The sequence below is a fragment of the Pseudonocardia lutea genome, from assembly GCF_042658055.1.
Classification (GTDB): domain Bacteria; phylum Actinomycetota; class Actinomycetes; order Mycobacteriales; family Pseudonocardiaceae; genus Pseudonocardia; species Pseudonocardia lutea.
Genome location: NZ_JBHSQK010000096.1, coordinates 34,574 through 51,613 on the forward strand (window position 1 = coordinate 34,574; position 17,040 = coordinate 51,613).

Sequence of the window (17,040 nt, forward strand, 5' to 3'; positions counted from 1 at the left end):
CCATGACGAAGGTGTCCGAACGCCTGCACATGCCCTCGTTCGCCGGCGCCACGGGGTGGGTCAACTCCGGACCGCTGGGCCCCGCGGAGCTGCACGACCACGTCGTCCTGGTCGACTTCTGGACGCTGACCTGCATCAACTGGCTGCGCACGGCGCCCCGGATCCGCGCGTGGGCGCGGGCCTACCGGGAGGACGGGCTGATCGTGGTCGGGGTCCACACGCCGGAGTTCTCGTTCGAGCACGGCATCGCCCCCGTGCGCCGGGCGACCGCGGAGCGCGACCTCGACCACCCGGTCGCCGTCGACGACGGGTACGCCGTGTGGCGGGCGTTCGACAACCACTACTGGCCGGCGCTCTACTTCGTCGACCGGCACGGCGTCGTCCGCGACCACCACTTCGGCGAGGGACGGTACGCGACCTCCGAACGGGTCCTGCAACGGCTGCTCGGCGTCGAGCGCGAGCTGTCGGCCGGGGGTTCCGGCGAGGGCCCGGTCGAGGGCCTGGGTGTGGAGGCCGAGGCCGACTGGGAGCACCTGCGGACGCCCGAGACCTACCTGGGGTACGCGCGCGGCCAGGACTTCGCGTCGCCGGAGCCGGTCGCCTTCGACGAGCCCGCGACCTACCGGATCCCTGGTGACCTGCCCTTCGCCCGGTGGGCCCTGGAGGGCGACTGGACGATCGGGCGCGAGGCCGTGGTGCTCCAGCGGGCCGGCGGGAGCATCGCCTACCGGTTCCACGCGCGCGACGCGCACCTCGTCCTGAACGGCCCGGGCGAGCCGATCCCCTTCCGGGTGCTGCTCGACGGCGAGGCCCCGGGCCGCTCGCACGGCGTGGACGTCGACGAGGACGGCACCGGCTCCCTCGGGGAGGGCCGCCTCTACCAGCTCGTGCGCCAGCGGGACGAGGTCCGGGAGCGGACGCTCGAGATCACCTTCCTCGAACCCGGCGCCGAGGCCTACGTGTTCACGTTCGGCTGACGAGCCGGAGATCCGGAGGGGCGAAGGGCGCGGCCCGTGCCCTGACCGCGCCCGGACGACACGGTAGGAGCGGGGCGGCGGACCCGGCAGGGACCTCCGGCCGGGGCCGACCAGAGCACTCAGGCCTTCCGCGCCACCGCGAAGATCCGCCGGAAGGGGAACCAGGTGCTGCCGTCGGCGGAGGCGGGGTAGGCGGCCCGCAGGCGCGGGGCGAGCCGCGCGGTGAACCGGGCGTACTCCTCCTCCCCCAGCGCGTCGCGCACCGGGCGCAGGGCGGTGCCGCTGATCCAGTGCAGCACCGGGTCCTCGCCGGTGAGGCGCTGCAGGTACGTCGTCTCCCAGACGTCCGCGGCGGCTCCCGTGGCGGCGATGAGGTCCGCGTACGCGGCGGGTTCGGCCGCCGCCGCCTCGCCGCGCAGCACGATCGGCCGCTCCCACTCCGCGGCCAGCTCCCGGACCAGCGCGTGCGAGGGCGCGCCGAAGTTGCCCGGGACCTGCATCGCGAACGTGGCCCCGGCCGGCAGGGCGGCGATCCACCGCGGGATCAGCTCGGTGTGGGTGGGCACCCACTGCAGCACCGCGTTCGTGACCACGACGTCGGTGTCCGGGGCGGGCGTCCAGTCCTCGGCGGGCTGCAGCCGGGCGTCGACGCCCGCGGCGCGTGCCGCGTCGACCATGTCCGGCGAGGCGTCCAGCGCCTCGACGACCGCACCCGGCCACCGCGCGGCCAGCACGGGCGTGAGGTGGCCGGGCCCGCACCCGAGGTCGACGACCCGGCGCGGCTCGGCGCTGCGCACCCGGGCCAGCAGGTCGTGGAAGGGCCGGGCCCGGTGGTCGTCGAAATCGAGGTAGAGGGCGGGATCCCAGGTGGTCGTCATCGTTCTCCCTGGTCGGCCCGCGTGCTGCGGAGGTCGCCCCGGCGACCGTCCGCACTCACCGGGGGTCGGGGCGGATCTGGCGGACGGTGCCGTCGCGGCCGGGGACGTGACGTTCGATCACCCAGGCCTCCCGGCCGTCGGGCATCGTGGCGCGCTCGCGGGAGACGATCGAGCCGGTGACGCGCTGGTGCACGGCCTGCGGCACCTTGCCGGGCTCGTCGAGCGGGAAGCGCCGGGGCGGGCCGTCCTGCAGCAGGAACGCCTTCCCGAGGTCCTCCTGGGTGGCCACGACGAAGGTCATCGCGCCCTCCGCCCAGGTCGCCTTGCTGACCAGGTGCCAGCCGACCCGCTCGGCCTCGCCCGGGAACCACACGCCCAGGTTGGTGACGACGAGGTGACCGCCGCGCACGACCGCCGCCACCGCGACCACGTGCTCCTCCGGGTCGAGCTCGCCGGCGAACCCCTCGGGGAGGTCCTCCCGCCCGAACAACCGCGCGAGGAATCCCATCATGGTTCCACGACGTGGAATACCGACAGGGAGATTCGCATCATGGTTCCATAGTGCGTCGTCGGGAGCGTCATCGGTGGGCTCCGGACGCCTGCTCGCGCAGCGCGATCTTGTACTGCTCGAGCGGCACCAGGTCGCCGAACAGCTCGTTGTAGAGCTCCGGGTCCTCGGTCGGGTTGGTGCGCTGCAGCCTGGACTTCACCTCGGCGATCTGCGCCTCCACCAGCGCGAGCTTGACGCCGGCGAGCACGCTGCCCACGTAGCGCGCCTCGTCGGCGACCTTGCGCGGCAGCTCCAGCGGCTCGACCGCGAGCTCGCTGACCAGCGCGCGCTCCTCCGGGCCGGACTCGGCGGTCACGGCCTCGATCCACGCCGGGCCCTCGATCCCGGCGCACGCCCCGCCCGCCTTCTGGATGGCGCGGTGCACCTCGGCGAAGGCGGGGTGGGTGAAGACCTGTTCGGGCAGCTCGTCGTAGGCCGGGCCGGCGACCACGGGGATCTGCAGGGCCGACTTGAGGGCCTCGCGCTGCAGGTGCAGGCGCGGATCGTCCCGCCGGGGCGCCGCGACCGGTTCCGCGCGACGCCCGCGCGGACGCTCGGGGGCGACCCCGGCCTCCTCGCGCACCCGCCGCACGACCATGGCGATGTCGTCCCAGCCGGTCCAGCCCGCGAGCCGGCGCGCGTACTCGTCCCGCAGGTCCTCGCGCTTGATCTTGGCGACGACCGGGACCGCCCGCTGCAGCGCCTGGATGCGGCCCTCGGCCTTGTCCAGGTCGTGCTCGCGCAGGATCTGGCGGATCGCGAACTCGAACAGCGGCTCGCGACGGGCGACGAGATCGCGGACCGCGGCGTCGCCCGCCGTCTGGCGCAGCTCGCACGGGTCCTGCCCGTTCGGCGCGATGCACACGAAGGTCTGCGCGGCGAAGGACTGGTCCCCGTCGAACGCCTTGAGCGCGGCGGCCTGACCCGCCGCGTCGCCGTCGAAGGTGTAGATGACCTCGCCCCGGTCGAAGGAGTCGTCGCCCAGCAGCCGGCGCAGCACCGTGATGTGCTCGGCGCCGAAGGCGGTGCCGCAGGAGGCGACGGCGGTCGGGACGCCGGCGAGGTGCATCGCCATCACGTCCGTGTAGCCCTCGACCACCACGACCTGGCGCCGCTTGGCGATCTCCCGCTTGGCGAGGTCGAGCCCGAACAGCACGTGGGTCTTGCGGTAGACCGGGGTCTCGGAGGTGTTGAGGTACTTGGCCTCGATGCCGTCGTCGTCGAAGAGCCGGCGGGCGCCGAAGCCGACGACGTCCCCGCCCAGGTCCCGGATCGGCCAGAGCAGCCGGCGGTGGAACCGGTCGATCGGGCCGCGCCGGCCCTCCTTCGACAGGCCCGCCTTCATCAGCTCCTCGAGCGAGAAGCCCTTGCCCAGCAGGTGCTTGGTGAGCGTGTCCCAGCCCGCGGGCGCGTAGCCGCAGCCGAACTGCTCGGCGGCGCTCGCCGTGAACCCGCGGCTGGTGAGGAACTGCATCGCGGTGGCGCCCTCGGGGGTGCGCAGCTGCGCGGCGTAGAACTCCGCGGCCCGCTTGTTCGCCTCGAGCAGCCGGGAGCGGGTGCCGCGGTCGCGCTGGACGCTCGAGCCGCCGCCCTCGTAGGTCAGCCGCACCCCGGCCTTGTCCGCCAGCCGCTCGACGGCCTCGACGAAGCCGATGTGCTCCATCTTCATGACGAAGTCGATCGCGCTGCCGCCCTCGCCGCAGCCGAAGCAGTGGAACGTGCCGTGCGTGGGCCGCACGTTGAACGACGGCGTCTTCTCGTCGTGGAAGGGGCACAGCCCCTTCAGCGAGCCCGCGCCGGCCCGGCGGAGCGCGACGTACTCGCCGACGACCTCCTCGATCCGGGTGCGGTCGCGGACCTCCGCGATGTCGCTGTCCCGGATCCGACCTGCCACGGCGCAGAGTCTAGGCGCGTCCGGTCCCCGCGGTCCCGCAGGTCGCCGGACGGGCGCGGGGAACCGTGGGGGGTAGGAACGGGGGATCGTGTCAGCGAGCGACGTGCTGGTGGCGACGAGCGCTGTGGAGCGGCGCCCCGCCCGCTATCGGCGACACGGTGGGCACGGGAACACCCGGCGGTGGCGGCCGGAGGGTGGATCCGGCTCTTCGGATGAGCGCGACCGCAGCCACGGCGGAGTTCACGCCGAGCTTGCCCAGGATGCTCTGAACGTGGGTCCGCACCGTGTTCGGTGACAGCTGGAGCCGCGCCGCGACGCCCGACCGGTCGAGCCCCTCGACCAGACAGGACAGAACTTCGCGCTCCCGCGGAGTGAGGCGCTTCAGCAACGCTTCGGCCGGGTCCTCGACGGCCTGCGGCCAGAGCAGCTCCCGGAGCGCGTCGGTCAGTAGCCGTGGCGGGATCCACGTACCACCGTCCGCCGCATGTCGGACCGCCGCAATCAACTCTTCCATGGACGCACTGCGCGGCACCCAACCGCGCACCCCTCGCACGAGACAGTCGGCCAGCCGGTCGCACTCGTTCGCCGCCGCCACCAGGACGAGGACGCGCATCGGGTCGCCGTCGGCCCGATCCATCCCCTGTGGACGGGTCCGGAACGCGAGGCCGTCCGCCGGCGCGACGAGCTCGGGATCGAAAAGGGAGGCGTCGCCGATGACGACGTCCGCCGAGGAGCGGGTCATCGCCTGTCGGAGTGCGGTGACACCGGTTGCGCAGCGCAGGATCGTCATGTCCCTCTCCTGGCCGAGGCGCGCGGCGACCGCGTCGGCGAACACACGATTGGCGTCGACCACCACGATGTTGATCATGCGGGTCGGCGTTCCGGCCGCGATCCGACGGGCGGCCCGCCACCAACCCGACCCGCCCGGTCCGAGCCGGGGCGGACATGCGTGACGACAGCCTTCCGCGAAGCCCGCTCCGATCCCTCCGCGAGCCCGATCCTCGCCGCGAGGGCAGCGGCCTGGAGGCGGGAACGAACACCCAACTTGGTCAGCACGTTCTGGACGTGAGTACGGGCCGTGCTGTAGGCGACGTCCATCGACCGAGCGATCTCCTTGGTGCTCTCCCCGTCGGCGATACGTCGCAATGCCTCGCGTTCCCGCTCGGTCAGGAACCGCAGGACGGTCGACTCCTCGACCCGCTTCGCGAGGGCGGCGGGTTCGCGTGCGATGCAGATGTCGTCCGGCACGAATGCCTCTCCGCCAGCGACCCGGTCGAGGCCGCGCAGGATGTCCTCGAGGCTCTGGAACTTCCCGAGGAAGCCGTCAGCCCCCGCCGCGACGGCGGCGTCGACCGTCTCCTTGTCGGCCCGCGCCGAGAGCACGAGGATCCTGCTTCCCGTGGTCGACCTGATCTCGGCGACCGTGGCGAAGCCGTCGCAGTCGGCGAAGGCGACGTCCACGAGACAGATGTCCGGTTCGCAGCGGCGCGCGGTGTCGGCCACCTGCGCGGGTTCCGTGGTCATCCCGACGACTTCGTGCCCGGCACTGCACAGCGCGGCTCTCAGGGCTTCGAGAAGCAGGCGATGACCGTCACACAGCAGAACACGCACCGAGTACCCCCGATCGTCCGACACCACGATGAGTCGACGAGCAGTTGCGTACTGCCTTTCCGACGAGCCGAGGCCACGCGCATCGCGAAGACGTCGGCCCGCTGCAGCCATCGATCGAACTCGGCGGATAGTGGCGAAGCGTTACTAGGGCACGGCCAGCTCACCACTCTTTCGGCGCAGCAGTGCGCATTGGACTACGAGACAATCACGCTGCGCAACATCTTCCGGTCCGCGTCCTTGCCGGAGCAAACGACGTAGGACCCTACGCCGCGGGCGCGACGCCTCACCGCGTCGAGGTCGGCATCGTCGGGGGCATCACGAAAGGCTATCGACGACGCGGTCGTGACGACGACCGACGACGCCGGGAACGGGGCTTCCGAGATGACCATGCGTGTCGCCGTCCTGGGTTGCGGATATTGGGGCTCAAAGCACGCTCGCGTGCTGCACGGCCTGGACGAGATCGACGGAGTCGTGCTCGTCGACGGGCGGCAGGACCGCCTGGCCGCCCTCGGTCGGGCCTTTCCCGGAACAGCGTGTTCCACGACCTTGCAGGAAGCCCTCCCGCTCGTCGACGCCGTGGTCGTCGCGACGCCGCCGACGACGCACGTCCCCCTGGCGCTACGGGCGCTCGAGGCGGGGAAGCACGTCCTCGTCGAGAAGCCGTTGGCCACGACTGCCGTTGACGCTCTGCGACTGATCCGGGCCGCAGACCGCGCCGAGCGGGTCCTCATGGTCGGCCACACCTTCGAGTACAACGCGGCGGTCTGGAAACTGCGGGAGCTGGTGGAGGAGAACGAACTCGGCGAGCTCTACTACATCGACTCCGCACGGCTCAACCTCGGTCTCTACCAAGGTGACGTCAACGTGGTGATGGACCTGGCACCACACGACATCTCGATCATCAACCACGTCCTCGGCCGGCCACCGGTCGCCGTGGAGGCCTGGGGCTCGCGCCACGCGCACCGCAGGTTCGAGGACGTCGCGTACCTGCGTCTCTACTTCCGCGACGTCCACCTCGCGGCCAACATCCACGTCAGCTGGCTCGACCCCTGCAAGGTCCGGCGGATGACCCTGGTCGGCAGCCGCAAGATGGCGGTCTACGACGATCTAGCCGCCGAGGACCTCGTGCGTATCCACGACAAGGGTGTCGACCCGGCGGCCGACACCGGCGACATGACGCAGGCTCCCATGGTGTACCGGTACGGCGACATCACGGTGCCCTTCCTGCGACCGGAGGAGCCCCTCGTCAACCAGGACCGCCATTTCGCCGACTGCTGTCTCACGGGGCGGCGCCCGCGAACGGACGGCTGGAACGGGCTCGCCGTCGTCGAGGTCCTCGAGGCGTTGCAGCTGGCCCTCCAGACCCAGCGCAAGGTCGGGCTCGACGAGGTGCGCGACCGACGATCGAGCGGCTCCACCGGGACCGTTGCCTCCGGCGACGGAGCGGCCGAACGCGACGGACACTCCCTGACCGCGTCCCTGCTCGGGACGGATCGTTGATGGACGAGCGTGTCCCCGTTCTCGACCTGACGTTGGCGACGGATGAGGTACGTGACGAGGTGGAGGCCGGGTGGTCGTCGGCGATCGACGACGGCCAGTTCGTCGGGGGCTCCGCCGTCGGCGACTTCGAGCGGGAGTGGGCGGCGTACTGCGGGGCGACCGAGGCCGTGAGCGTCGCCAACGGAACGGACGCCCTGACCCTCACGTTGCGCGCCCTCGGTATCGGCCGTGGCTGCGAAGTGATCCTCCCCGCCAACACGTTCATCGCCACGGCTGCCGCCGTCGTCCTCGCCGGGGCCACGCCGCGGTTCGCGGACGTCGACCCGGAAACGCTCCTCCTCACGGCCGACACGGTGTCCCGCAGGATCACGCCGCGCACACGGGCTGTGATCGTGGTTCACCTGTACGGCCAACCGGCAGACGTCGACTCGATCAGCAGCCTCGCGATCGCAGCGGGCCTCGTGGTCATCGAGGACGCCGCCCAGGCTCACGGCGCACGCTGGCGGGGCAGCCGTGTGGGCTCGCTCGGGATCGCGGGTTGCTTCAGCTTCTACCCCGGGAAGACCCTAGGAGCGTTCGGTGACGGCGGGGCCGTCGTCACCTCGAACCCTGCCCTGGCCCGTGAGTTGCGGGCGCTTCGAAATCATGGTCGGCCGTCCGGCGGATCCCACCACGGCCACGTCGTGGTGGGCACCAACAGCCGCCTGGACACGCTCCAAGCGGTCGTGCTCTCCACGAAGCTCCGCCACCTCGACAAGTGGATCGCGGCACGCCGAGAGATCGTGCACCGCTATCACACCGAACTCGAGGACGCCCCGATCCGTCCGGTGACGGTCGCACCGGGTGCATGGGCCGCTCCGCACCTGGCTGTGGTGCAGGTTCCAGATCGACGGCGGGCCATGGCCATCCTCGACGAGGAGGGAATCGACACCGCCGTGCACTACCCGGTGCCCTGCCACCTTCAGCCGGCGTACCGCCGGTTCGCCGACAGGGCCCTACCGACTTCCGAGGCGGCTGCGCGGCACGTCCTGTCCCTTCCCCTGTTCCCACACATGTCCTCGGTCCAGGTAGATCGCGTCTGCGCCGCTCTGAAGCGCATCGGCCGTGAGGCGGTGATCGGAGTTGGTCTGTGAGAGTTCGGTCGTCACGGCGCCTCCCGAGGCCGGAGTGCGCCGAGCCAGACTTCGGGGCAAGCGTTGTCTCGACCTGGCCGTCGCCGCGCCTGCCCTGGTGGTGCTGTCGCCCCTGTTCCTCGCGCTCGCCGTCCTCGTACGGGTCTGCTCTCCGGGGCCGGCACTGTTTCGTCAGACCCGGATAGGTCAGCACGAGCAGCCCTTCGAGATGTACAAGTTCCGGACTATGAGGTCCGGGTGCAGCGACCACCTGCACCGCGAGTACGTGACGCGGATGCTCACCGATGCCGACGTCCGGAACGCGGTGAGCGACGGCCTCTACAAGCTCGACGACGATCCCCGGGTGACAAGGCTCGGTGCGATCCTGCGGCGCACGAGCCTCGACGAGCTCCCTCAGCTCATCAACGTCGTTCAGGGGAACATGTCGCTGGTGGGGCCGCGTCCGATGCTGCCGTGGGAGACCGACCTTCTCGGGGACGTGCACCGGGAACGGTTCAGCGTCCCCGCTGGTATCACCGGCCTCTGGCAGGTGAGCGGACGGAGCCGGCTGAGCATGACCGAGGCCCTGGACCTCGACGTCGAGTACGCACGGCGCCGCACTCTGCTCCTCGACGTGTCGATCCTTGTCCGTACGGCAGGGGTGCTGGCCAGTCGGGAAGCGCGATGAGGATCAGGCGCCGGTCCGAACGCGCCGCGGAGCCCGACGGACTGTCCGCCCCGACCGGGGCGGTCGGTGACTCCGTCGTCGTCGCGTCGTGGACGATGGTCAGCCGGATGACCGGGTTCGTCCGCGTCGCCGTCACGGCCGCGGTGCTCGGGCCCACGTACTTCGGCAACACCTACCAGGCGACGAACGCCCTGCCCAACATCGTGTACTACGGCCTGCTGGCCGGCTCGCTCATGTCGTCGCTGCTGGTCCCCGCCCTGGTGGGTCACATCGACCACGGGCGACGCGCAGCATGTGAGCGACTCGGCGGAGGCGTCCTGGGACTGAGCCTGCTCGGGGTCGCGAGTCTCCTGCCCGTCGCCTTCCTCGCGGCGCCCCTCCTGCTCCAACTGACCGCACTGGGATCGGTGGCGGCCGCCGACGCCGAGCAGCAGGAGCGCATCGCCCGGCTCTTCCTGCTCCTGCTCCTGCCGCAGGTGTTCCTGTACGCCGTCGTGGCGTGTTCGGCAGCGGTGATGAACGCGCACCGGCGCTTCGCCCTCCCGGCGGGGGCCCCGGCCGTCGAGAACCTCGGCTCGATCGCGGTCCTCGTCGCGACGGGGCTGTGCTATCCGGTCCCGTCGTCCCTGAGCGACATCCCATTGGGCGAGATCCTCCTCCTCGGCCTCGGCACGACCGCGGCGGTCGGGTTGCACGCCGCGCTCCAGTGGTACGGCGCCCGGCGCACCGGCATAGTTCTGCGACCGGCTCTCGGCTGGCGCGACGCCGAGGTCAAGGCCCTGGTGCGGCGCTCGTTGCCCGCGCTGCTCCAGGCCGCGCTCGAGGCGGTCCAACTGCTCTGCGTCCTCTTCGTCGCCAACCGTGTCGCGGGAGGCGTGATCGCGTATCAGGTCGCCCAGAACTTCTTCTTCCTCCCGCTGGCGCTCGGCGCCACGCCGGTCGCGCTTTCGCTGCTGCCTCGGTTGTCCCGGCTGCACCAGCGGAACGACGACCCCGCCTTCCGCGACACCACTGTGCGCGGGCTGCGGTTCGCGCTCTTCGTGGCCGCTCCTGCCGCGGCCGTCCTCGCCGTGCTCTGCGAGCCGCTCGCCTTGACCGTTTCCTACGGCCGCATGGTCGCCGACGGCGGCGACGCCCTCGTCGCGGCCGCGCTCCTCGCGCTCGCACCGGGTGTGGTCGCGGAGACCGCCTTCCTCGTCACCATCTATGCCTCGTACGCCCGGTCGGACACGCGATCCCCCCTCGTCTCGACTACGCTCAAGACGGCGACGTGCCTCGCGCTCCTCGCCGTGGCCATGACGGTTCACGGTGCCGCGGTGGTCGCGGTCGTCGGTCTGGCGGTGTCGGCCGCGGCGATCGCCGGAGCGACCCATCGGGTCTCCTCTCTGCTGTCCGGGCTTCCGGGGGGACGCGAGCGGCTCGTCCCGTCCGCGCTGCGGACACTCGCCTCGGCGGTCGTCATGGCCGGTCCGCTCTGGGTGGGCGCCCACCTGCTCTCGGGGGCGACCGACCATCGCCTGGTCCTGGCGGGCACCGCCGTCACGTGCCTTGTCGGCGGTGCCGCCTACCTCGGGGTCCAGTGTGCACTGCGCGCACCGGAGGCAGCCTGGCTCCTCGCGGCGCTGCGGCGCAGGCGACGTGATCTCGCGGTCGAGGGTGCGGAGGTCACGAGATGACCCTTCGTGTCGCGATGCCACGCTCGGCGGACCGCTGCTCGATGGCAGTCCTCGCCTCGGTACTGTCCGGGGCGATCGTCGTCGGGGCTGCGACCGCCCGGGCTCCGCTGCTGGTACTCGTTGTCGCTCTCGCCCTCGGCCTGGGAGCCCTCGTCGTCGCACGCCCCGCGTGGGCGGCGTACCTGCTCACCGGCCTGACACCGCTCCTGGCCGGAATCGACAGGGGACGCCTCGTCCCGGCGCTACGGCCGAACGAGGCGTTGCTCCTGCTGTGCGCGGCCGCGCTGTGCGCACGCGGCATATGGAACCTCAGGACCGGGGACCGAGTCCGCCCCCGCATCGGTCCGATCGCCGCGTCGCTCGTCCTGATGGCCGTGTGCAACTCGATCGTGCCCCTGCTCTGGATGGCCCTTCGCGATGTGCCGATCACGGACGACGACGTCTCGTACGCGGTGGTCCTCTGGAAGTATCTTGCGCTCTACGCGGTCGTGCGTGCGGGCGTACGCGTCGCCAGTCAGGTGAACCGGTGTCTGTGGATCTCGATCGCCTCTGCGAGCCTCGTCGCCGGCATCGCGGTGCTGCAGGCACTCGACCTGTTCGGCGTCGAGGGATTCCTGGACTCCTTCTACGCGCCGTTCGGCGACACGTCGCTCGTGACGAACAACCGGGGTAGCGCCACCCTGGGTCTGGCGGCGGCGACCGCCGACCTGATGCTCTTCAATCTCGCGCTGGTGGCCGCACTCTGGTGGCGAGGTGCTGCTCGGCTGTCCCTGCTGGCTCCTCTCGGCGCGCTCTTCGTCGCCGGCACCCTGGCATCCGGTCAGTTCTCGGCGGCCATCGGTCTGGTCGTCGTCATCATCGCCCTGGGACTCCTGTTCCGTCGCGCACGCCTACCGGTCCTGCTCGGGCTGGTCACCCTCGCCGCGGCATGGCCGCTGCAATCGGTGATCGCGACCCGACTCTCAGGGTTCGGTCGGGTGTCGGGTCTGCCGGAGAGCTGGGTGGGCAGGCTCGAAAACCTCCGCAACTACTTCTGGCCGCGTCTCTTCTCGGACTACAACTTCGTCCTCGGCGTCCAACCGAGCGCGCGGGTGCCGAGCCCGCGGACCCTCGCACTGCCATGGGTGTGGATCGAGAGCGGCTACACGTGGTTGCTCTGGGGAGGTGGTCTTCCCCTCCTGGCCTCCTACATCCTGTTCGTGGCGCTGGCCCTTCGGTACGGCTGGCGAGCAGGGCGGCGCGCGGACCTCGAAGGGGTCGTCGCGACGGGAGTCCTCGTCGCCGTCCTCGTCGTGGCCGTGCTGATGCTCTTCGACCCGCATCTCACCTACCGCGGCTCCGGTGACCTCCTCTTCATCCTCCTCGCCCTGGCCGCGGCGCTCGAGGCGAGACGACGGGACGCCTCGACCGACCCGAGGACCGCGACGGCGGACCTCGTCGTCCGACCGGCGGGACCCCCTCGACTTCCACATCACGAGCACGACGGGAGAGTCCAGCGATGACAGATGTCGTACCGCGGGTGGCCGGGCGGCCGGCCGGCGGTGCCGCCCGCCTCCTACGAGCCAGATGGTCGTGGGTGGCCGGCATCGCCCTGCTGGTGGCGGGATGTGCCGCGGTCTTCTCCTGGTGGCAGACACCCCTGTACGAGGCGACGGCGCGGGTCGTCGTCCTTCCCCTGGTCTCCTCCAGCAACCCGCCACCGCAGGAACCGAGCATGGGTACGGAGAAGGAGATCGCCTCTTCGGACCTCGTCGTCTCGACCGCCGCCCGACGACTGGCAGTCCCGCTGGGGGAACTTCGCCAGGACCTCGCCGTCACGGTCCCGGTCGACACTCATGTCCTGGAGATCGCCTGTACCCGCGAACAGCCGGACGCCGCACGCGAGTGCGCCCAGGAAGTCGCCGAAGCCTTCGTCACGTACAAGGACACCGAGCCCATTCCGACCCTGCCGGAGCGCGCTCGCGTCCTCACGCCCGCCGCGGCCCCGTCGGGTCCGAGCAGCCCGAAGACGGGGTTGAACATCCTCATCGGGTTGGTCGTCGGAGGACTGCTCGGCCTGCTAGTGGCCATGGCGAGGGACAGGCTCGATCACCGCATCCGCGGGTCGGACGGCCTGGAGGCGCGAGGGCTGAACGTCCTCGGTGAGGTTCCGCCCCTCACCCCTGGACCGGATGCGGACCGATCGGCGACGGACGATGGCGCGGATGCATCCGGCGGGGAGACCGTCGACGACGTCGCCTACGAGATCCTGGCCGAGCGGATCAGGGCTGCCGTCGAGCGGTCCGGGAGCGGGCGCCTGGTCCCGCGCGCACGGGCTCACGGAAACGTCCTGGTTCTGACCGGCGTCGGCGACGTCGCCGTCGCGACCTTCGGCCGCCGGCTGGCGACAGCCCTGCTCGTCGACGGCCGACACGTCGTCGTCGTGGACGGCGACACCCGGGCGGGCGCCGCAGGGAGGTCGACGACGGGTCCCGGGCTGCTCGACGTCCTGGCCGGGCGGGTGCCCGTCGAGGCCGCAGTGCGACGAGAGGCTGCCGGGCCGGCCCTGCTCGGCGCTGGACAGCCCGGACCCGACCTCGGTCGTCGGATCTCCGAACGCGCGTGGTCGACGACCTCCGCCACGCTCACGAGGTCGTTCAGTCACGTGGTCGTCGGAGCCCCTCCCGTTCTCGAGTCTGCCGACGCCGTTCGTCTGATCGCCTCGGCCGACGGCGTCGTTCTCGTCGTCGGCACAGGCACGCCGGCCGCAGAGGTCGACCGAGCGGTCGCCGAGTTGACGCAGGTGGGTGCCGAGTTCGTCGGCACCGTTCTCGTGACCTCGGAGCAGGGGTCTCGACGCTCGTTGAGCCGGCCGCTCCCCCAGCGCCGGCCGCGCGGACGTGCGGTTCCGGACCATGAGGGAGCGCCCGGGCCTTCTTACTCCGACCGGCTCGAGCAAGCGGCACCGGATCCGTCGACGCTGCCCGTGAACGGTGCGCAAGCCAGTGCGACGTCGGCCGGTTCGTGTTCCGGAACCGAGACGCCCGGCGAGAGGGGCTCGTCGGGCTCCGAGGGTGAGTGAGGCATGAGCGAGCACTCAGAGGTCGCACCACGGAACGGATCCTCACCACTCAGCGGCTCCGTAGGTGATCACGGACACCGACCCCGTACGGGGTCGGTGTCCCCTCGTAGCCGGAGATGAGGGCCGGCTCGACGGCACAGCTGCTCGTCACCCAGGACCACGCGAGGTAGCTGACGCCGGCCCGGTCCGCCCACGTCATGAGAGGTGCGACGACGGTCGGCGTGCAGTCGGTATTGCCCATCTCGCCGATGACGACGGGCACGTCCCGGGCGAGCGGCTCGAGCATGTCGACCCAGCAGGTCGCCGTCCAGCAGGGCGACGCGTCCGGGGGTGGGCCGTAGATGTGGATGGTCGCCGCGACCTGCTGCAGCGGGTCGTGGGGCCGGTGAGCGAGCCACTCCGTGAGCGTTCCGGCATGCTGCGGACCCGAGACGAGAAGGGGGTTTTGTGCGCCCGTCGAACGCACCGCGTCGACGAGCTCCTGCATCCCGGCGGCGACGAAGTCGACCCCGGGACACACGCCCCCCTCGCGGACGCACTGCCAGGCGGCCTCCGAATCGCTGTCGTGATCGGGGTACGGCTCGTTGTAGAGATCGAACAGGACAGCCGTGCGGTCCTTGAACGTCGCTGCCACGCTGGTCCAGAAGGCGCCTGCGTGATCCCGGTCGGCCATCGGCTGCTGGCTCCGGGCCTGGGCGGTCCCGGCGGCGTTCCAGTGCAGGTCGAGCACGACGTAGAGGCCCGCTCGGATGAGTCTGTCGACGTAGTCGGTGATCGCCCTCCGGTACACCGCGGCCGGATAGGCGACCGGAAGCCCGTTGATCCCCAGCCAGCACTGCTCGTTGAGCGAGATCCGAACGGCTGTGATCCGCCAGGCGACCATCGCGGCGACGGCGTGGTCGTCCGTGGGGCCGTCGAACACGTTCGGTCCCTCGGTGCACATGTACTGCGTCCCCGACCGGTTCACCCCGAGGAGCCGCACGGGCTGGCCCGTCCCGTCCACCAGGCGATCACCGTCGACCACGACCGTTCGTGCGGAGAGGGGCGGGGACGGCGCTGCGGGCGCCGTCGGCGGGGGCGACGGCGCCGGTGCGGACTCTGCGGACTGCGACTGGGAACTGCACGCGGGAAGAACCAGGACGAGGACGAGGCCGAGGACCGCGACGGCCCTCACCGGTCGGCCATGACCGAGTCCACCGTGCGGACGGTGGTGTCGGGTGGCGCCCTCGTCGTGAGCCAGTCGATGAAGTCCCGCAGCTCGCCGATCTCGATCGGCGTCTGAGTACTGATGCACCGCGCGTAGTCGGGGGTGGAGGGCTGACACACCATGTGGAAGACGATCTGGAGCCACCCACCGCCGTGCGCTGCCGCCGAGGAGACTGCCGACTGCAGGTAGTCGGAGCGCAGCGGGCCCGTCGCGCCCCCGAGCGCCATGGTCGCATAGGGGTCGCGCGGAGGCAGGGATTCGCTGTAGATGGGGCCGACCGGCGTGACCGAACCCCCCGCCCTCGCGGAACGGTAGCCGCACTGCTGCACGGTACGCTCGATGTCCGGGTTCACCCCGCCCTCGGGGTACGCGAAGCTCACGGGGTTCAGTCGCTCGGCGACCAATCGATCATGGTCTGCACAGACCTGCGTGTGAACGTCGGCCGGCGCGAGCGCGGACAGGTCGAGGTGGTCGACGGTGTGCCCGCCGATGTCGTTGCCGTCGGCGGCCAGCTCCCGGAGTTGGTCCCACGTCATGGCCGCGCCCTTGCCCCGATCGACGAGCCCGCTGTTGACGAAGAATGTGGCCCGGACGCCGTGGTCGAGCAGTACGGGACGAACCAGGTACTGCGACGGGTGCGCGTCGTCAAACGTCAGCGAGACGATCGTCGGCCGGGACGGGAGCGGCGGTTGCTCGGGAACACCCATCGCCTCGCGCACGGTCTCGACGACGGTCCCGGCAGGCGCGCCACCGGGCCGCCCGGCCGCCTGGAGCCAGTCGAGGAACGCGCTCAGCGTCGTGTCCTCCACAGCGTGGGGGGTTGCCATGCACTCCGTGTAGTCAGGGGTGTCGCGGCGGCACACCTGGTCGAACGCCATGGGCACCCACCCGCCGTCGTGGTCGGCGGCCGTCACGGCATCGGTGAGGCTCGGCAGGGTGATCGGGCCGGTATCCGGCCGGGCCGCCGTCCTAAGGGCAAAGGGATCGACCGGCGGTAGTGCGTCGGCCGGCGCAGCAGTCGATCCGCCTCCCACAGCCCGTGCTGTCGAGTAGCCGCAGGCGCGCACGATGTCGCGGGCGGTCGTGCCGTCGGGGAAGGCTGCACCGACCGCTCCGCTGGGATAGGCGAAGCTCCGCGGGTCGTAGCCTCGAGCGGCCAGCCGTTGACGATCGTCACAGACCTGGGCCCGCTTCTGCTCGACGTCCTGTCGCCAAGGCCCGGGTGAGGGCACGCCGAGATCCAGGTGGTCCCGGCCCATCCCGCCGATTTCGTTGCCGTCGCGGTACAGGTCGTCGATCTGCCACCACGCCATGCAGCACGCGCGCTGCTGATCGATCCAGCTGCTGACCACGTAGAAGGTCGCCCGCATCCTGTGCGCGAGGAGCACGGGCCGGGCATTGTCGTACTGGTTGCGGTGGCCGTCGGAGAAGGTGAGCGACACGGCGATGTGCGGCGGCCGTGCTGCTGTCGGAGCTGTCGACGGCCCGGCGACGCATCCCCCGAGCAGGAGTGCGGCTGCGACCCCCAGGGCGAGTCCCGTTCGTGCCAGAGCAGGTCGGACGCCGCCGGCGCCTCCTCCGGGGACGCCCCTCGTTCGAACGGTGCTGCGGCCTGGAGCCGGTCGTGGAGCCAAAGCCCTGCCCCCTTGATAACGACAGCGCAGGAGGATGCCGATCGCGCCGCTCAGCAGCCTCGCGGAGGAGGCGTTCGAGCAGCATCCCGCAGACGACGTAGACGACCCACGGCCGATGCTCGGTCGGAGCCAGGTCGGGCTCAGGAACCCGGACGAGGTGATGTACGTCGTTTGAGCGATCCGGACGGCGAGCCCGGCCCGCGACGATGAGCCGCAGCGCCGGGACCATCCCGGGCCGGGAGGGGGACGCGG

15 protein-coding genes are annotated in these 17,040 nt (G+C 71.3%); 7 read left to right on the forward strand and 8 right to left on the reverse strand.

Annotated elements, in window-relative coordinates:
• Positions 1-2: 2 nt before the first annotated feature.
• Entirely contained in the window at positions 3-977 is a 975-nt protein-coding gene (locus ACFQH9_RS28325; RefSeq protein WP_379570822.1) for a thioredoxin family protein, read from the forward strand.
• Positions 978-1,096: 119 nt separating this feature from the next.
• Here ACFQH9_RS28325 and ACFQH9_RS28330 read toward each other — a convergent pair whose 3' ends face one another.
• The 6 genes from ACFQH9_RS28330 to ACFQH9_RS28355 all read right to left on the reverse strand — a co-directional run bounded on the left by ACFQH9_RS28330 (position 1,097) and on the right by ACFQH9_RS28355 (position 6,299).
• The gene (locus ACFQH9_RS28330; RefSeq protein WP_379570824.1) at positions 1,097-1,855 is read right to left on the reverse strand and encodes a trans-aconitate 2-methyltransferase; all 759 of its coding nucleotides are present in this window, start codon (positions 1,853-1,855) and stop codon (positions 1,097-1,099) included.
• A gap of 55 nt (positions 1,856-1,910) precedes the next feature.
• Positions 1,911-2,366, reverse strand: a complete 456-nt coding sequence (locus tag ACFQH9_RS28335) for a hypothetical protein (RefSeq protein ID WP_379570826.1) — start codon at positions 2,364-2,366, stop codon at positions 1,911-1,913.
• Positions 2,367-2,433: 67 nt separating this feature from the next.
• Complete coding sequence (gene dnaG, locus ACFQH9_RS28340; protein WP_379570828.1) at positions 2,434-4,299, reverse strand: DNA primase; 1,866 nt, start codon at positions 4,297-4,299, stop codon at positions 2,434-2,436.
• Between the two features lie 91 nt (positions 4,300-4,390).
• A complete protein-coding gene (locus tag ACFQH9_RS28345; RefSeq protein WP_379570830.1) occupies positions 4,391-5,167 on the reverse strand; it encodes a response regulator transcription factor in 777 nt (258 codons plus the stop codon).
• Entirely contained in the window at positions 5,164-5,910 is a 747-nt protein-coding gene (locus tag ACFQH9_RS28350) for a LuxR C-terminal-related transcriptional regulator (RefSeq protein ID WP_379570832.1), read from the reverse strand. Before ACFQH9_RS28350 ends, ACFQH9_RS28345 begins: the two co-directional genes overlap by 4 nt.
• Positions 5,911-6,104: 194 nt before the next feature.
• The gene (locus ACFQH9_RS28355; protein WP_379570834.1) at positions 6,105-6,299 is read right to left on the reverse strand and encodes a hypothetical protein; all 195 of its coding nucleotides are present in this window, start codon (positions 6,297-6,299) and stop codon (positions 6,105-6,107) included.
• A 49-nt stretch (positions 6,300-6,348) separates the two neighbouring features.
• Between ACFQH9_RS28355 and ACFQH9_RS28360 the strand changes: the two genes are divergently transcribed.
• The 6 genes from ACFQH9_RS28360 to ACFQH9_RS28385 all read left to right on the forward strand — a co-directional run bounded on the left by ACFQH9_RS28360 (position 6,349) and on the right by ACFQH9_RS28385 (position 13,947).
• Positions 6,349-7,410: a Gfo/Idh/MocA family protein gene (locus ACFQH9_RS28360; protein ID WP_379570836.1), complete on the forward strand. Its 1,062-nt coding sequence runs from the start codon at positions 6,349-6,351 to the stop codon at positions 7,408-7,410.
• Positions 7,410-8,543 (forward strand): DegT/DnrJ/EryC1/StrS family aminotransferase, encoded by a 1,134-nt coding sequence (locus ACFQH9_RS28365; RefSeq protein WP_379570838.1) that lies wholly within the window; start codon positions 7,410-7,412, stop codon positions 8,541-8,543. Before ACFQH9_RS28360 ends, ACFQH9_RS28365 begins: the two co-directional genes overlap by 1 nt.
• 34 nt (positions 8,544-8,577) lie before the next feature.
• Positions 8,578-9,210, forward strand: a complete 633-nt coding sequence (locus ACFQH9_RS28370; RefSeq protein WP_379570840.1) for a sugar transferase — start codon at positions 8,578-8,580, stop codon at positions 9,208-9,210.
• Positions 9,207-10,886, forward strand: a complete 1,680-nt coding sequence (gene murJ, locus ACFQH9_RS28375; protein WP_379570842.1) for a murein biosynthesis integral membrane protein MurJ — start codon at positions 9,207-9,209, stop codon at positions 10,884-10,886. Before ACFQH9_RS28370 ends, murJ begins: the two co-directional genes overlap by 4 nt.
• Positions 10,883-12,388 (forward strand): hypothetical protein, encoded by a 1,506-nt coding sequence (locus tag ACFQH9_RS28380; RefSeq protein WP_379570844.1) that lies wholly within the window; start codon positions 10,883-10,885, stop codon positions 12,386-12,388. The genes murJ and ACFQH9_RS28380 overlap by 4 nt, the downstream gene beginning before the upstream one ends.
• Positions 12,389-12,462: 74 nt before the next feature.
• Complete coding sequence (locus ACFQH9_RS28385) at positions 12,463-13,947, forward strand: hypothetical protein (protein ID WP_379570846.1); 1,485 nt, start codon at positions 12,463-12,465, stop codon at positions 13,945-13,947.
• Positions 13,948-13,996: 49 nt separating this feature from the next.
• Here the strand turns inward: ACFQH9_RS28385 and ACFQH9_RS28390 are convergent, their stop codons facing one another.
• Positions 13,997-14,950 carry a glycoside hydrolase family 5 protein gene (locus ACFQH9_RS28390; protein WP_379570848.1) on the reverse strand — a complete coding sequence of 318 codons (954 nt, stop codon included), beginning with the start codon at positions 14,948-14,950 and terminating at the stop codon, positions 13,997-13,999.
• A gap of 167 nt (positions 14,951-15,117) precedes the next feature.
• Positions 15,118-16,596, reverse strand: coding sequence for a polysaccharide deacetylase family protein (locus ACFQH9_RS28395; RefSeq protein WP_379570850.1), 1,479 nt, complete (start codon positions 16,594-16,596; stop codon positions 15,118-15,120).
• Positions 16,597-17,040 lie beyond the last annotated feature (444 nt).

Coding starts and splice junctions, on each gene's coding strand:
- ACFQH9_RS28325 (WP_379570822.1), top strand. CDS start 3: ATGACGAAGGTGTCCGAACGCCTGCACATGCCCTCGTTCGCCGGCGCC.
- ACFQH9_RS28330 (WP_379570824.1), bottom strand. CDS start 1,855: ATGACGACCACCTGGGATCCCGCCCTCTACCTCGATTTCGACGACCAC.
- ACFQH9_RS28335 (WP_379570826.1), bottom strand. CDS start 2,366: ATGATGGGATTCCTCGCGCGGTTGTTCGGGCGGGAGGACCTCCCCGAG.
- ACFQH9_RS28345 (WP_379570830.1), bottom strand. CDS start 5,167: ATGATCAACATCGTGGTGGTCGACGCCAATCGTGTGTTCGCCGACGCG.
- ACFQH9_RS28355 (WP_379570834.1), bottom strand. CDS start 6,299: ATGGTCATCTCGGAAGCCCCGTTCCCGGCGTCGTCGGTCGTCGTCACG.
- ACFQH9_RS28365 (WP_379570838.1), top strand. CDS start 7,410: ATGGACGAGCGTGTCCCCGTTCTCGACCTGACGTTGGCGACGGATGAG.
- murJ (WP_379570842.1), top strand. CDS start 9,207: ATGAGGATCAGGCGCCGGTCCGAACGCGCCGCGGAGCCCGACGGACTG.
- ACFQH9_RS28380 (WP_379570844.1), top strand. CDS start 10,883: ATGACCCTTCGTGTCGCGATGCCACGCTCGGCGGACCGCTGCTCGATG.